This is a genomic window from Microbulbifer maximicatervae (SeqCode) (genome assembly GCF_052466985.1).
In genome coordinates this window covers 2443296-2458924 of the sequence record NZ_CP174298.1, presented here as the reverse complement: position 1 = coordinate 2458924, position 15629 = coordinate 2443296, and the positions used below count along the sequence as shown (strand labels likewise).

General features: G+C 45.7%; 12 protein-coding genes. 8 read left to right on the top strand and 4 right to left on the bottom strand.

What is annotated here, in order from left to right; all coding sequences use genetic code 11:
* The first annotated feature begins 27 nt into the window (after positions 1-27).
* The 3 genes from ACJJI3_RS10780 (at position 28) to ACJJI3_RS10770 (ending at position 5282) form a co-directional block, all read left to right on the top strand.
* Positions 28-1350: an efflux RND transporter periplasmic adaptor subunit gene (locus tag ACJJI3_RS10780; protein WP_413664814.1), complete on the top strand. Its 1323-nt coding sequence runs from the start codon at positions 28-30 to the stop codon at positions 1348-1350.
* A gap of 12 nt (positions 1351-1362) precedes the next feature.
* On the top strand, positions 1363-4536 hold the full coding sequence (locus tag ACJJI3_RS10775) for an efflux RND transporter permease subunit (RefSeq protein ID WP_444912383.1): 3174 nt from the start codon (positions 1363-1365) through the stop codon (positions 4534-4536).
* 134 nt (positions 4537-4670) lie between these two features.
* Complete coding sequence (locus tag ACJJI3_RS10770) at positions 4671-5282, top strand: NUDIX hydrolase (protein ID WP_444915835.1); 612 nt, start codon at positions 4671-4673, stop codon at positions 5280-5282.
* 24 nt (positions 5283-5306) lie between these two features.
* Here ACJJI3_RS10770 and ACJJI3_RS10765 read toward each other — a convergent pair whose 3' ends face one another.
* Positions 5307-5822 (bottom strand): nuclear transport factor 2 family protein, encoded by a 516-nt coding sequence (locus tag ACJJI3_RS10765; RefSeq protein WP_444915836.1) that lies wholly within the window; start codon positions 5820-5822, stop codon positions 5307-5309.
* Positions 5823-6218: 396 nt separating this feature from the next.
* Here ACJJI3_RS10765 and ACJJI3_RS10760 point away from each other — a divergent pair, with 396 nt between their 5' ends.
* On the top strand, positions 6219-6512 hold the full coding sequence (locus ACJJI3_RS10760; protein ID WP_413664818.1) for a hypothetical protein: 294 nt from the start codon (positions 6219-6221) through the stop codon (positions 6510-6512).
* Between the two features lie 284 nt (positions 6513-6796).
* Here ACJJI3_RS10760 and ACJJI3_RS10755 read toward each other — a convergent pair whose 3' ends face one another.
* Positions 6797-7681 carry a LysR family transcriptional regulator gene (locus ACJJI3_RS10755; protein WP_444906062.1) on the bottom strand — a complete coding sequence of 295 codons (885 nt, stop codon included), beginning with the start codon at positions 7679-7681 and terminating at the stop codon, positions 6797-6799.
* Between the two features lie 111 nt (positions 7682-7792).
* On the opposite strand from ACJJI3_RS10755, the gene ACJJI3_RS10750 reads away from it, so the two are divergent.
* Both ACJJI3_RS10750 and ACJJI3_RS10745 read left to right on the top strand, forming a co-directional pair.
* Positions 7793-8170, top strand: a complete 378-nt coding sequence (locus ACJJI3_RS10750; RefSeq protein ID WP_444915837.1) for a Cif family virulence factor — start codon at positions 7793-7795, stop codon at positions 8168-8170.
* Positions 8171-8181: 11 nt separating this feature from the next.
* Positions 8182-9093 carry an alpha/beta hydrolase gene (locus tag ACJJI3_RS10745; RefSeq protein ID WP_444942435.1) on the top strand — a complete coding sequence of 304 codons (912 nt, stop codon included), beginning with the start codon at positions 8182-8184 and terminating at the stop codon, positions 9091-9093.
* A gap of 332 nt (positions 9094-9425) precedes the next feature.
* Here ACJJI3_RS10745 and ACJJI3_RS10740 read toward each other — a convergent pair whose 3' ends face one another.
* Positions 9426-10031 (bottom strand): response regulator, encoded by a 606-nt coding sequence (locus ACJJI3_RS10740; protein ID WP_444942434.1) that lies wholly within the window; start codon positions 10029-10031, stop codon positions 9426-9428.
* A gap of 679 nt (positions 10032-10710) precedes the next feature.
* On the opposite strand from ACJJI3_RS10740, the gene ACJJI3_RS10735 reads away from it, so the two are divergent.
* Positions 10711-11061: a hypothetical protein gene (locus ACJJI3_RS10735; RefSeq protein WP_444942433.1), complete on the top strand. Its 351-nt coding sequence runs from the start codon at positions 10711-10713 to the stop codon at positions 11059-11061.
* Positions 11062-11101: 40 nt separating this feature from the next.
* Positions 11102-13429 carry a sensor histidine kinase gene (locus ACJJI3_RS10730; RefSeq protein ID WP_444942432.1) on the top strand — a complete coding sequence of 776 codons (2328 nt, stop codon included), beginning with the start codon at positions 11102-11104 and terminating at the stop codon, positions 13427-13429.
* A 157-nt stretch (positions 13430-13586) separates the two neighbouring features.
* Here the strand turns inward: ACJJI3_RS10730 and ACJJI3_RS10725 are convergent, their stop codons facing one another.
* A complete protein-coding gene (locus ACJJI3_RS10725) occupies positions 13587-15233 on the bottom strand; it encodes a bifunctional AfsR/SARP family transcriptional regulator/alpha/beta hydrolase (protein ID WP_444942431.1) in 1647 nt (548 codons plus the stop codon).
* Positions 15234-15629: the final 396 nt, after the last annotated feature.

The following is a 15629-nucleotide window of genomic DNA, read 5'->3' as shown; positions in this document are numbered from 1 at the left end:
ACCGGTTGACGCCTATAGTTGTTAGTGATGTTGAAGTATAAAGGCGGTATCTACCCTGCGATGGCGCGTTTTTTTCTGCTCGGACTAGCGCTCCTTGCCCTTTGCGCCTGTGGTGGTAAAGGCGAAGAGGAAAAGGCGCCACCTCCCCCGCCAGTAGAAGTACTGGTTGTTAGGGAGGAGCCTGTTATCCCCCGCTTTGAATTCGTCGGACGGGTAGAGGCAACTGATGAATATCAAGTCCGCCCACGTGTACAAGGATATATCCAGAGTCGCAATTTTACCGAGGGGGAAACCGTCCAGAAAGGGCAGTTACTGTTTGAAATTGACCCGCGCCCTTTTATTGCCGAACTGGCGAATCAGCGCGCCACTCTGGAACAATCCCAAGCCTCCCTGAGAGTTGCTGAACGGAACTTCCAGCGTGGCCGACGTTTGGTGGCCACAGGGGCTATCAGTCAGGTACAGATGGATGAGCTTGAAGGTAATTTTGAGGAAGCGGAATCCCAAGTCGATGCCAATCGCGCCAAAGTTCAAAGCGCTGAGCTGGATCTTTCTTATACCAAAGTTTACGCGCCACTCACTGGAAGAATCGGGCGTACAGAATTTCCAGTGGGTTCCCTGGTAGGGCCAAGCACCGATCCCCTGGCCACCATAGTAAAAATGGATCCCATTTATGTGCTCTTTGAAGTGCCAGAAGAGCAACTTTATGCGGTGCAGGTGGATTCCCAGCGGCGGCAGCGAGAGGGTTTAAGTCCCACTCGCCTGGATGTCCGCATTGAGTTACCCGACGGCAATTACTACCCCCATAAGGGCAAAATCGTATTTATCGATAATCAGATCGATCCCAATACCGGATCGGTAGCGGTGCGCTCCCTGTTTCCCAATCCAGGCCAACTATTAGTACAGGGCCAGTTTGCCCGAGTTTCCATAAGCGTCTACACCGGCAATGACGCCCTGAGGCCGCTGGTACCCCAGTCAGCGGTCATGGAGGATATGCAGGGGCGTTATGTCTTTGTTTTGGGCAAAGATAATATTGCGGAGAAGCGCTACCTGACCTTGGGGCAGAGGGAAGGGGAGTTGTGGGCTGTAGATCGCGGGCTTGTCGCCGGTGAATCTGTAATCGTTAATGGTTTACAGAGGGTTGTCGCAGGGAAGCCGGTGACGCCGCAAAACACCCCTAGAAACCCCTACGATGTTGAAGCGCCACCAGCCCCTCCCGCTGAGCAAAGTAGTAGTTCTGCGGCGAAATCTGGCTCTACAGACAGTCAAGGGGAGAGAGAACTACCGGTAATTGATGGGGAAGCGGCACCAGCAAGCCCTGAATCTGAGGGGCATGACGATGACTACAAATAGCTGTCGCTGCCCATGATTAGCGCCTTTTGTATCCGGCGGCCACGATTCGCCTTTGTTATTTCCATATTGATCACCCTCGCTGGGATACTCTCCTTGCCACAATTACCGGTGTCGCAATTCCCTGAAATAACGCCACCGACCATCAATGTCGCCGCCACGTTTGCCGGTGCCAGCGCCGAAGTAGTGCGCGATAGTGTGGCTGTGCCGATTGAGTCGCAAGTTAATGGTGTGGAGGGCATGGATTATATGTCTTCCACCAGTGGCAATGATGGCTCCTACAGTCTCACGGTGACATTCAAGCCTGGCTACGACGATGACATCGCCCAGGTTAATGTTCAGAACCGGGTGGAGCAGGCCACTCCCCAGCTACCTGAGGATGTGAAAAGAGATGGGGTGGTAGTTTCCAAGCAGAGCACCACGCTGTTACTAGTAGTCAATTTGTTCTCCCCAGATGAAAAGTTTGATGAATTATTTCTGGCAAATTACGCCGAGATTTATTTAAAAGATGAATTGGCGCGGGTGCTGGGGGTGAGCAGTGTTGTTATTTTTGGCTCGCGCAATTACGCCATGCGCCTCTGGCTCGACCCCAACCGGATGGCCTCGTTAGATGTGACCGCCCAGGATGTTATCTCTGCTGTGCAGGCACAGAACGTAGAGGTAGCCGCCGGTCAGATCGGGGCGCCACCGATCCGCCAAGATCAGCAGTTCCAATACAATATTTTGGTGCAGGGGCGCTTGGTATCTCCCAGCGAATTTGAGGACATCACCATCCGCGCCAAGCCCGATGGCGCCATGGTAAAAGTCAAGGATGTGGCGAGGGTGGAGCTGGGAAGTGAATCTTATTCTTCCTATGGGCAATTGGATAACCAGGCTTCAGCAGTGATTGGGGTGTACCAGCTGCCGGAGGCAAATGCGATTGAAGTAGCCGATGGTATTAAAGCTAAAGTCGCGGAACTGTCTAAGCGTTTTCCCGATGGATTGGAAGCAGAGATTCTCTACGACACCACCTTGTTTGTAGAAGCGTCAATTAAAGAAGTCGTGGAAACCCTGATTATTGCGTTGATACTGGTAATCCTGGTGGTTTTTTTGTTTCTGCAGGATTGGCGCTCTACGCTGGTACCAGCCATTGCTATTCCCGTATCCCTGATAGGCACCTTTGCCTTAATGCTGGCATTTGGGATGACGATTAACACCATCACATTGTTTGCCTTAATCCTGGCGATAGGCATAGTGGTAGATGATGCGATTATCGTGGTGGAAAACACCCAGCGGTTAATGGCTGATGGCCTCCCGCCAAAGGAAGCCGCGCTGGAATCGATGCGGGAAGTTACCGGCCCCGTTATTGCTACTACCCTTGTTTTGTTTGCAGTTTTTGTCCCGGTAATGTTGATGCCGGGAATTACGGGGAAAATGTATCAACAGTTTGCTGTCACCATTTCAATGGCGGTGGCCATTTCCTCCCTGAATGCACTGACATTAAGTCCGGCCCTCTGTGCCAGTTTGTTAAAGCCGAGCAAAGACGGGGAAGTAGCCGGTATTAAAGAGACCGGTATTTTTGGTTTCTTTAATAAAGCTCTGCATATTTCTACAGGTTTTTATGTGGGAATGGTGAGGGCTTGTATCAAAATACCGCTCATCGGTATTGCCTCAATTATTCTGATTTTACTATTCTGTTATTTACTCTTTACCCGAATCCCCACCGGTTTTATTCCCGATGAAGATCAGGGCACGTTTATGTTGCACGTGCAGTTGCCAGATGGTTCTTCCCTGGAGCGAACCGGACCCATTGTCAATCAAGTGACCGATGTTCTAATGGAAGAGCCAGGTATGGCTCATGTGGTTGGAGTGCCCGGTTACAACCTGCTTACCAGCAGTGTTTCTTCCAATACGGCAATGATGTTTGCTGTGTTAAAACCCTGGGATGACCGCACGAATAGAGAAGATAGCCAGTTTGCCATTATGGATCGGGTACAGAAAAAGTTATCTGCAATTCCCGATGCCCAAGTGCTGCCGTTTGTCATTCCACCACTTCCGGGTATTGGCACCGTTGGTGGATTTGAATTTGTACTCGAAGATCTACAGGGGCGCAGTATTACTGAATTGTCACAGGTCTTGTTTGACCTGCTGGGCAATGCCAATCAGCGCAGTGAAATCTCCCAGGCCTTTACCAGTTTTCAGGCCGCTACACCGCAGCTTGAATTAAAGGTGGATAAAGAAAAATCGCATGTGCTTGGGGTCCCCTTGCCAGATGTGTATTTAACGTTGCAAACCTTTTTGGGGGGCTATTACATCAATGACTTTAACCTATATGGAAAGGTCTTTCGTGTAATCGCTCAGGCCGATGCACAATTTCGCGATAAAGAGGAAAATCTGGCTGGCTTTTATGTTCGTGCCAATAGTGGCGGTTTGGTACCGCTGACTTCTATCTCAACTATTACTCCGGTGGTCGCGCCACAAACAATAACCCGTTACAACTTATATAACAGCGTCACTATCAATGGATCACCGGCACCGGGGTATTCCAGTGGCCAGGCAATGGATGCTATGGAAGACTTGGCATCAAAGTTGCCAGAAGGTTATGGATACGAGTGGACGGGCATCAGCTTACAGGAGGTGACCGCGGGTAATCTGGCCCCAATCCTGTTCTCTTTGGCCGTTATATTTGTCTACTTGTTTTTGGTCGCCCAATATGAGAGCTGGACTATCCCCTTTGCAGTGATGTTGTGCGTCCCCATTGCGATTGGTGGCGCTATGTTTACGGTATTTATCGCGGGGTCTATCAACAATCTCTATACGCAGATCGGTTTGGTATTACTGATTGGGATGGCAGCAAAGAGTGCGATTCTGATAGTAGAGTTTGCCTGCGTGGAACGCGATAAGGGTCGGTCTATTGCGGATGCGGCTCTATCGGCTACGCGCCTGCGATTCCGCGCGGTATTAATGACGGCCATGTCCTTTATTTTAGGGGTAATTCCACTACTGGTCGCCACCGGTGCCGGCGCAGTAAGCCGGGTTTCCCTGGGGCTAGTGGTCTTTGGCGGTATGTTGGCTGCGAGTCTCTTCGCCACTTTGCTAGTGCCTGTGTATTACGCCTTGGTGCAAACGGTGCGGGAAAAGCTGAAAGGGGGCTATACCCCCAAAATTGATGAGGATAAGACCGCGAATGGTGGGTCTGAATCCACCTGAGCCAAGCTGTTGATTGTGTGGTAGGGTGGTAAGTCACAAATGGATATTGTGGCATATCGCTCAGTGTTACCGCTGAAAAACGGTATGATGAATGTTATGGAGCCCCCGCAGCGATCGGGGCAGGGCACAGATTTATGCTAGAGATTATTGAACAGAAAATCGTAGGGCAAATTGAGGACTTGGAAGCAAGGGTTCCGGCAGGGCCTGACCTGCAAGGCCATGCCGCAGTACTGATTGCCCTGACAGAAGAGCCGGACCCTCAAGTAATTCTAACTAAGCGCTCTGCAAATCTCTCCACACATTCCGGTGAAGTTTCTCTCCCTGGGGGGCGCTGGGATGCCACGGACCCATCGCTTCAATTTACCGCCTTGCGTGAGGCGGAAGAAGAAGTCAGCCTACCTATGGATGACGTACGCGTACTCGGCCCCCTTTGGCCGCGGACTACCCGCTGGCAGGTACATGTGACCCCTTGGGTAGGGATAATTTCACCGGATATCCAATTATTCCCAAACCCAGGAGAATTGGATGCAGTATTTCGAGTCCCCCTGTCTTTCTTTCTTGCAGACCCGCGTATTCGCACTGATCGTATTATTATTGATAACCAGGAAATATACCTTCCGGCGTATATGTATGAAGACTTCGAAATTTGGGGCTTTACTGCAGGCGTATTAACCGAATTTTTAGTAAAAATATTAGGGGCATCAATAGGGCGCCGCGATGATGTGCCGCTGCGTGCACTTAATTAGCTCGGCTTACTAATTAGAATTTTTTTATTTTTTGGGAAGCCCTGGTATCGGCTCACCTAAGTCATCCCAAGCATCGATTAGTATTTTCATTATTTTTCCGGCATCGGGATCGGCGCTGAGGATTGGGAAATCAGGGGCTTCAGGAAGTTTAACTTCTTCTCCTCGTCGACATTCGATTAACCAGTTGTCATCGACTTTAACGAGTTTGTCCCGGTACTCTCCAACAGCAGAAATGCGATAGCCGGATCGTGTTGCTATGATTTCTACGGTCGTTGCTTTCCCTGAGGCGGATTGCCCATCTTCAGAAATAAAATGTAGGGGCGAGCTTGTAATATGCCGGCTTCCCAACTTGCTGTGAACCGCTGCGTAGCGCTCCAGTTTTTCTCTTCCCCGAATCATAATATTGCCATGCTCAAATCGGCCATTGGGTGTAAATAATGAGGCCCAGCCTCGGGCATCATTGCTGTCGATAGTTAATGTATAACGGGCGAGTAGATCACTAATCGCTAGTCGATCTTTTAGCTGTTGAATCTCATCCATTTCTTCACCTTGACCTTTATCGCCAGTAGCTATTGAAGAGGATAGTTTCTAGTGATGGTTTTTGGGGGCGCACCTAGGATATTAATTGAGTATTAATCAAAACCTGTTATCTAACCCGGAATCCTGTAAGTAACCTTGAGAGAATTATTAATAAAATTGGGAAGTGTTTGTTTGTGTAAAGTGAAGCAATACCAAGCCCTAAAATCCTTTGTCGTTTGGTGACTATTTCACGGTTTTAGCTAATGGTGGGATTTATTTGAGACGTAAGTACTAGATATACTGTAAGGTTCTTATATCCTTAATTTTTCTTATTATATACGTTATTGGATTGCTTGAATGAGATCTCTCTCTTTTTTCTGTGTGTTGCTGGGAATCGGATTAATCCAGGCTTGTGCAATGTCCACTGTACCTCCTAAGTATCAGGGACAATGGGCTGGAACCGAGGAATCCTGTAACGCTTCTTCATCGGCCGACTCGATGACTCTGGCAGGTAGTCGTATTCAATTTACGGAGTCTTCAGGCCAGTTGATGTCTGCTAGCCAAAGTGATGGCAATCTTCATCTGGTTTTCAATATGCAAGGTGAAGGAGAAGCTTGGAAGTCAGAGGAGGTGTACTCTCTGACATCTGGCGGAAAGGTACTAGTGCGTTATACCCAGGATTCTACGTTTAAGTATTTCCGCTGCAATTGATTGGAATTGAAGGCTGGGTTAGAACTCAGTTGTTTAAATGACTGGAGCTTGCAGCTCTGGTCATTTAAATATGGAGTTGCCTGGTAAAATATCTATTCAGCCTATACCACCAATTCATCTTTGCATTTCTTTGTTAAATGGGTACCCCCCCTTTGTACCCATTGAGTTAACAGGCTGCAGGTAGCTCCCGATAGAGTGAATTTCTAAAGTTTCAAATGCAGGTCTATTTGGGCTGCTATGAGGTTAGCTTGACAGTTATAAATAGACTAAACCTTTCTCTACCATTAATTTTTACTACAGGTTTGCAATTGGGATTTAATAGCCTTAATAAAAGTCTGTACTTTTGTTGGCGGCCTTTTGGAAAACAGATGCATATAATGGATGGGCGCAGCGGCAACAGATGTTATAGGGCAAAGTGTGCCGGTATCCACTTTTTTTCGAGCGATAATATCGGGCAACCTGGCAATCCCAATTCCGGCTTCGGTTAACTGTACTATATCGTGTAAGGAGTTACAGCGAACCTTAGGCGTGGCCTTTACCTGAATCCCATTTTTCAATTCATACTTTAATGGCATGCCCTGCCAATCATTAGCGATATGCGGCCAATTTTGTAGTTCAGTAAGGTCTGAGGGAATGCCACATAGCTTTTCAATAAGCTGCGGGCTGGCGTAGAGGCTTTCTCCTAACAATCCTAACTTTGAAACTTTAGCCGATTGAAGTGCAAGACTGCCTACGCGAATGGCCAGGTCTACCTGCGATTCAATCAAATCCATGGGGGAGTCATTGGCTAACAGCCTGATTCTCAGTTGCGGGTGCTGCTCGGCCAGCTTAATGATTGCAGGAATAATTACTGGCTCGCACAGTGCGTGAGGCGCTGTTACCGATAGGGAGCCCGCCAATTTGTCACCGCTATTCCTAAGACCCGCTATTGCTGAGTTATAAATATCTTTGATCTCCCGGCAATGGGCGTAAAACTCTGAGCCGGCCTCGGTGAGAGATAGGGAGCGGGTACTGCGGTAAAGCAAGCGGGTGCCGATATCAGACTCCAACCGGGTAACTGCTTGGCTTACTGCCGATTTGGTGCGCTCCAGGCGGTCGGCTGCCAGTGTGAAGCTGCGCGCCTCTACAACAGCTAGGAATACCTGCATATCCTCCAGGCTTGGCTTCATTGTTTAATTTTCCTAAACACTAATATCAATTAATGGATGTTTATCACAACCATGGCCATGGGGCAATCTATAGGCACAAGGTCGTTACCTATTACAGAAGAGGATTTTGATATGAGCGACATTCTGATTGAGAAAACAAAAGCTGCCAGTGAACAGTGGAAGTCTTACTTCAATAGTGGCAATGCAGCTGGGTGTGCATCCATGTATGAAGAGCGGGCTCAGATGACTGCCAAACCCTTTGGTCTGTTCGAAGGTCGAAAGAATATACAAGCTTTCTGGCAAAATCTGGTAGATCAGGGTTTTGCAGATGTGACCTATATTGGCGCAAAAATTGAAGTAGTGGATGAAGTCTCAACCGTACTCTCAAGTAATTGGAAAATGAACAACGCAGAAGGTGTCATTACTCGTGAACTCTGGGTCCTTCAGGAGGACGGAACTATGCTACTGCGTGATGACCAGTTCGAAGCTATAAATCCTAGCGAAAAGTAAGGGTGCTAGCCGTGAGTGAATTTTGGAATAGCTTTACCCGTGAGAAAACGGACGAGCAATATAACCCTACGTTGTGGACCCGCCGCCTTCCAACCGATCTGCTGCTGCCTTCTCATGCTGAGTTTACTGGCAGTCGTAGCTCGGCATATCGCAACGCGATTAAGGGTGGTTTGCAAACTGTCAATTTTGGGGAAGGTGATTTAGCTGGCTCGATGGATGTTTTCAGGTCAGACGAAGTTGCTGAGGATGCACCGGTCGTAATTTATATTCACGGTGGCTGGTGGCAGTGGTTTTCAAAAGAGCAGTTTTCTTTTCTGGCCGAGCCTTTTAATAAAGAGGGGTTTGCGGTCTATATGCCGGGTTACCATATGGCCCCGGATTGGGAAAATGATACTCCTATGGAGTCTATTGTCTCGCAGGTACAGTGGGCAGTGGCGAGCGTGCTGAAAGAGGCCGATGAAAAAGGGGCTCCATCTGTCTACATCGTAGGGCATTCGGCAGGTGGCCAACTGGTAGCACTGCTGCATCAGACGGACTGGAGTCAATTTGGCGTACCGGCATCTGCTCAAAGTAAGTTTAAAGGTGCATTTTCCCTGGCGGGGCTATTTGACATTCGCCCACTGGTCAATAGTTTTGTCAATGACGCCATCAATATGTCGATGGAATCCGCCGAAAAAGTAAGCCCCCAACTGTTAGAGCCTGGTATTGACACAACTGAATGCCCGCTGCATTTAATTGTGCCTGAATTTGATACGCCAGAGTTTTTTCGGCAGACGAAAGAGTATCAGGAGAAAATGCTAAAAATGGATAACCCCTGTTATTTCAAATTAGCGAATAATCGGGATCATCTTGACCTGATAGAAAAGTTGGTAGATGACCGAGACGAAGTTCTAACTTATATGCTGGAGCATATGAAAAGTTAGCGACGACTTACCACCTTTTGTTCCGGCAGGGCTTCACTGACGTTTTTGCCATTTAATGACTTTCGCGGTTGTGCTGTTCAAAACGCTAGTGTGATGCCCTGCCGGTGTTGTCTCATTCGATGAGATGCTAAAAATCCTCTCCCTCCACATGCTGGAGTGTCGTGGTGCAGCAGCCTTAACAGCTTCCTCCCAATTTTTCTAAAGAATATTGTCGATTATCTGTATAGTGCTGGGACTCTGCTTGACGAGCTTTGTGACACTGAGCGAGCCCAGTGCAGAACCCTCTCGCACTCCTTTATGGAAAGGGCATATTACCTTCATCAAGAGATAGATCAATCTAAAATAAATCCTAATTGGCGGGCTTTTAGGACTGTTTGTGTTCGATTACTACAGTTAAACAGTGTTAGTAAATCTGAAACATATTCTCTGACGGTGGAGGGGGAGATGTTGAGTTGAGTAGCTATTTCTTTGTTTGACAGGCCGAGAGAAAGAAACTCCAGGGTAGTAATCTGGCGAGGAGAAAGTATTGGAGAGCTAGAATTACTAGGTCCCTCTATTATGACAACCTCACCTTCCATAAAACTATTCAATGCTTTGATTATTGTAGTTTTAGAGCTTGCTTTTGAAATAAAACCATCAGCACCCAACAGCAGCATCTGTTGAATGCTGGCTTGTTGATCGATAGTGGAAATGACAACTAGTGGCAGAGCTGGATATCGGGTTTTTATTTCTTTAAGGCCTTTGAGTCCACTGGTTCCGGGAATGTGGATATCCAACAGGATAAGGTTTATATCATTATGATTTTCCAAGGCGGTTGTGGCTGTAGGGAAGTCACCCGCTTTGATAACCTGGATATTGGGAAATGTCTCTTGCAATGTAAAGAACAATGCATCCCGGTAGAGTTCATGATCTTCGACTATAAGTACTTTAAAAGTCATTTACTTAGCTCTTTCTACTTTTGCCTGTCTACTGTTTGCATAGGATAGAATGATTTGTAGTTATAGAATAAACTCTTGAGGCATCTTGAGGATACTAGAACTTCTAGATGTTCTGTCTTGGGGCTATAGAGCAGTCAGTGTTTTTGGCTTGGAGTAGGGTTTTCGTGATTAGAAATACTCTTGGTTTAGTTAATAAATGCGATTGGTTCTTATGAGCTACTACCCACTGAACGAGAATGATCGATATCAAGTTTACAGCCTAAAAAAGCCGGACAACTTTAGAGAATAACAGTAGAACTGCTAGGAAGGTAACATTCGATGATTGGGCTAGAGTTACAAGGCAATGTTGAATTGGGCGGAATCGTCTAGAAAAAGTACACAGGCTTACGTATTTTTGACGCCTGTAAGGGTATAAGATACGGAAAGTAACAGAAGGTATGCTGCAACGAATAGATACACTAGCTCTAAGGAGTTAAGTCCCCAACAGGCAGCAAGCTATTTAAAGAGATATAAAGACTACGATATGGTCTACTTGCTAATTTACTCAGATTGGGCAAGTAGTGATGACTTATGTACTAATTTGAGAATTGCATCAAAATCATATTGCAGAGTCTATGGTAAGTGCAATAGGGAAGATGCTACTGTAACAGGTAAGGGATGTATAAGGGCGTTGCTGACCATGGTTGAGAGCAAGTTGTTATTTGCTGTTTTTGTTAAATTAAAAAGTAATTATTCAGAATTGTTGGTTAAAGTACCGATTAGCCACATGGTACGTTTTAAATTCAGAGTTTTTCAAACGATTGCAAAAGGCTTAGAAGCTAATGACTTTCTCCCCTATGTATATTCATCTTGGAAGAGAGGAGCTAATAAAAATACCAATCATCTCATTCGACTGCATTCGACGGAGAATACAGACTTTATAAGCGTGGAAAACGGACAGTTCCGATTAGCCAAGTGGTCCCAAATATACTACATATCTACTTTTCCATCCTCTTCTCTTAAGATGGTAGCCCACCTCTTATCAACTTAGTTTCGCATCGAATTATTTAGCAGTTTCTTTCGGAGGTAGCGTGACTCGCAAGGTAATGTGTCCACCTACAAATAAACTTAATCTATTCCTGATCATATTCTTGGTAGTATTGGTAATGGGGCTTAGCTCTTCCCAAGTAAGCAGGCAGTATTCCACAGAGCACACGGCTGAATTCTTCTCACCTATAAAGTTAACTAAACCTGATACTCGCTACAGATTGGGCTCCCTTAATCATTCTTCTGATTTCATCGTCGCTTCAGAAGGTTTGTTATTAGAAAATGCTCCGGATCTTGTTCCCCAGGGGAAAGCATTTGGTCAGACTCCGGACTTTGAGCAACACGACCGATTTTGGCTCTATGCTAATATAGTCAATTATTCAGAAAATAGTGACTGGGTATTGCACATTAGAAATTTCGACTTTCAGCAATTTAGGGTATTGATCAGGGGAAGAGATGGGCAGGTTGTTCATACCCTAAGAGATACTGACTATCTTGACTCTACTGACATCAGTACTATAGGTCGTGCAGTAAATATCAAGCTAAAAAAGGATGAATCCTATTTATTGGTTATTGAGCTGAATGCTAAATTTACTACTGGCTATCCATACTTGGCATTGATGGGAGAACAACAATACAGGCTCTGGAATTTGCAGATGGATTATGTATTTAAAATAATGATCGGCATTATTCTTGGATTCATCCTGCTAGGCTTTCTTTGTTGGCTATTAATGGCAGAAATGACCTTCTTTTGGGGGTCTCTCTCCTCTCTCTTAATGCTGATCTACTACATAGAATTTAGCTGTATGCCAGCTATTTTATGGCAGTCAACTTATGAAAAAGCAACTCTGTTTTGGTTGTTAGTTAGTTCGTCACTTTTATCTCTATTGGCATTTTCTGCAAGTTTCCTACAAATCAAGCGTAGTTCTGGAATATGGAATTGTGCGTTTGTGGTGGCGGTCCTGATAACAGTGTCTGTTGCAGTAGCTAGTACCATGATTTCATTTAAAGAAAGTACAGTTCTATATATCTTCAATTCAATATTTGTATGGCTGCTTATCCTAATCTCTGGTATTTCCAAGGTTCGCAGTGATGGTCATTATTACACGATTTATATTTGTGGGTGGCCTCTGCTGATAATGTTTATTTTGGAAATAACATTAGTTGTTGATCGGCCTTCCAATTCTATTGAGGATATCAATGAGCATTATGAAATGATTCAAGTTCTCTATATCCAGATTTTGCATATGCTTATACAGGCGATTGCACTAATACTGCGTATAAAAGCTTTGTATATGGAAAAGCTGAAAATGGAACAGCTTAGTCATGAAAAGTCTCGTTTCATTGCGCAGAGCAGTCACGACTTGAGCCAGCCACTCTATTCAATGGGTATTTTCCTGGAGCACTTGAACCCACACGTTCATGGTGTGGATGGAAAAATGATTTTTGAACAATTGAAACATACGCACCACCAGATGAGTGGATCTTTTCATTCCATCATTGATTTATGCAAACTAGAATATGGGGGTATAATACCTGAAGTTAAATCAATACAGTTGACAAGTCTTTTCTCTCAACTTCAGAGTGAGATGCAGATACTGGCGGAAGCCAAATCCATTCAATTGAAGTTTCAGCCATGCTCCCTACAGGTCCTAAGCGACCCAATACTGCTAGAAAGGATGCTACGTAATTTGATTACCAATGCGATCAAATATACGGACGAAGGTAAGGTGGTTATTGGCTGCCGGCGGCAAGGAAATAATGTTGTTATTCATGTTACGGATACCGGATGTGGCATTGACAATGAAGATCTGAAGCGAATTTTTGAGATTTATCAACGGTCAGGTAGAGACTCATCGGATTCTAGTGGTTCTGGTATCGGCCTATCCATTGTCAAACTTATTTCTGAATTGTTGAATCATCCTGTGGAAATTAAATCCATCCCTGGAAGTGGGAGTAATTTTTCGATTTGCGTACCTAGACTTGAACATGTTTCGATGAAGGATGAAAAGGAAACTGAGCCAAAAGAGGACCTACCTGTAGTTGCGTTGGTTTTTCAAGATGATGACCTTAAGGATACGCTTTCTCATTGTTTGCAAAAGTGGCGCTGTCCAGTATTGACATTTACTTCGGTAGAGGATGTTTGTCAATCCAACGCCCCCCTCTCCATATTGCTGTGTGAATATGCCACTCTCAAAAATTCGTCTCTATCTTCAGATGAGGCAAGTGCGCTGGCTCAGGAAATCTTGGCAGCCTGCACCTGTGACTCTGATACTAATTTGCCGGACAATTGGATTACCCTGTCTCCGACTGCCCCACCAGCTCAGTTACGTGCTTTATTGAATGCGGCAATAAGATGTCGCCAAGGATAACTTTTAATTTGTAATGGATTGATAGGATAAAGGTAATCCGGGGGAGGATGTTATCAAATGAATTGTTTATCATGCTGCAAGATGATTTACTTGCAGCATGATAGAGTAGGAGTTATTACTTGATGCTAAGTAGTATTATACAACCTCTTTAAAGGCTTTATATCTCTTCTTTTTCTGAGGGTTGTTGTGAGCTGCGAGCAATAAAATTTCGTACACTCTCTACAAAAATCTTTGATGCATCCTCTCGCCCCAGTAGCAGATGCCCGTTGCTATCCAGCCCTATGAATTCGGCATTGGGAATTGTAGCGGCAATATCGCGAGCGGTTTCGACTGGAATACGCTGGTCTCCCAATGAGTGAATTACTAAGGTTGGTACTTTCACTTGCTTGAGTCGTTCACGCACATCAATATTAGCGGATATAGATAAAAACCGAACTGCGTTTTCTGCGGATGTCGTTAAACGCTGGAATTCATTGAACCAAGAAAGTTCTTCAGGCGTGGCGCTGGGCATGAAGATAGATGAAAATATCTGTCGACATGCAGGATTTTCTTTTCCCCAGCCTACCTCGGTCAAAGTTATCAATGCCTCGTGCTCTCTGCGAATATCGTCTGTCGAATCTATTCGCCAGCCTGCGGCATAGCCCCCAAACAGGATTAAATGTGATACTCGTTCCGGGTGTCTGACAGCGTACTCTATGGAAGCAGCTGCGCCTTGCGATATTCCGAGCAGGGCAAATTTGTCGATTTTGACAGCCGATACAACAGTCTCAAGATCACTCACAAATTTTTCAAAGGACATATTGTCCACATTCCAGTCGGAAAGACCATTTCCACGTTTGTCATAGCGGACAAAATGATGGTCAGAAGCAAGATCGCGAAATAGGGGGCTCCAAATTGGGGCATCCCAGTCATGTTCAAGATGGCTGAGCCAATTAGCAGCCTTGATAATGGGCGGCCCTTCCCCCACTGAAGAATAAGCGATGCGTACACCATCATCTGAAGTGCAAAAATGGATCTTTTGCCGAGCAATAAGGTCACTTGCTTTAGAACCTTTGTCGACATCGGTGGTAGTTGGACTGTTCTCTTCGACCACTTTTCTTGTAAGTTCGATCTCGGACCGTGTATTTGGGGACCAGGTAATTCCCGCATTGTGAAACCGCCTTGCCAAATCATGAGTTAAAGCTGTGACTTCAAAAGTATGACCAAGGCGATCCAGTAGAGTTAGAAGTTGAGTCGCAGCATTAGGGTTGAGTGGTTCCAAGGTTTCCCATTCACGGGCCTTATTTAGTCGTTCATGGAGGTTAATATCTGGATGTGATGACAGTCGGGCTAGCACTTTGCCTTGCAAACGAATTATTTCTTGTCTTTCTGCTGTTAACCACTGTTGGAATAACTCCTGGTCTGGCAAGTCGATACCATCCAGAAAGGGTTGCTGTAAGCTGTCCGCAAGCGAGGCTAACTCCACAGGTGTTAAATTCTTGGCTACGATCTTTTCTTTCAGGATGTTGATATCGATTTCGATATCAGGAGCCGCAATGCCTGCGCGTTCCCGGTCTGCTACTAGTCGTTCAGTGGATGTGTCATTCACCAAGGGGCGGAGCTTACTCAATGACCAGCGCAACGCCCCGCGCGGATCATCTGGGGTTTCCCAGAAAACTTCACACAGGCGTTCGCGACGATGTGGTTTAGCGGTCTTCGCAAGATAGGCAAGAAGAGCGCGTGTCCTTTTTGAGGCTGGTAAATCCGCAGCTACGCCATCGCGAAGAACACTTAATTCCCCAAGCATCTTCAGAAAAATTTTCATTTTAATAGTAACCCCAGTGTTGGGTTGCCTGTTATAGGTAAGCTGCCATTCGTGATCCCGTTATTGACGCTTGCAAAAGTCTTGACTGAATTTATATTTTCTCCCTATTTGTAGTGAAATTCGTGACTTTTGTTACTAAGCTGACTCATTTTGTGTTTCGGGAAACTCTCCATGTACAATCTTTGACCCAGTATCAGACTTAGAAATAGTTATTTACCTGGGGTTGATGTCGTAATTAGTCAAAATAGTGGTACGGATTTCTGGTATGAAAGTTCCGACCTCGACATATTTCCCACAGATTGTTTTTTCTTTTGGTGACTTGGTGGATATTAATTTTGGAGGGCGGGGCGGACAACCCGACAAATGTAGGGTAACACTGGCAGCTGGGATGTAGCA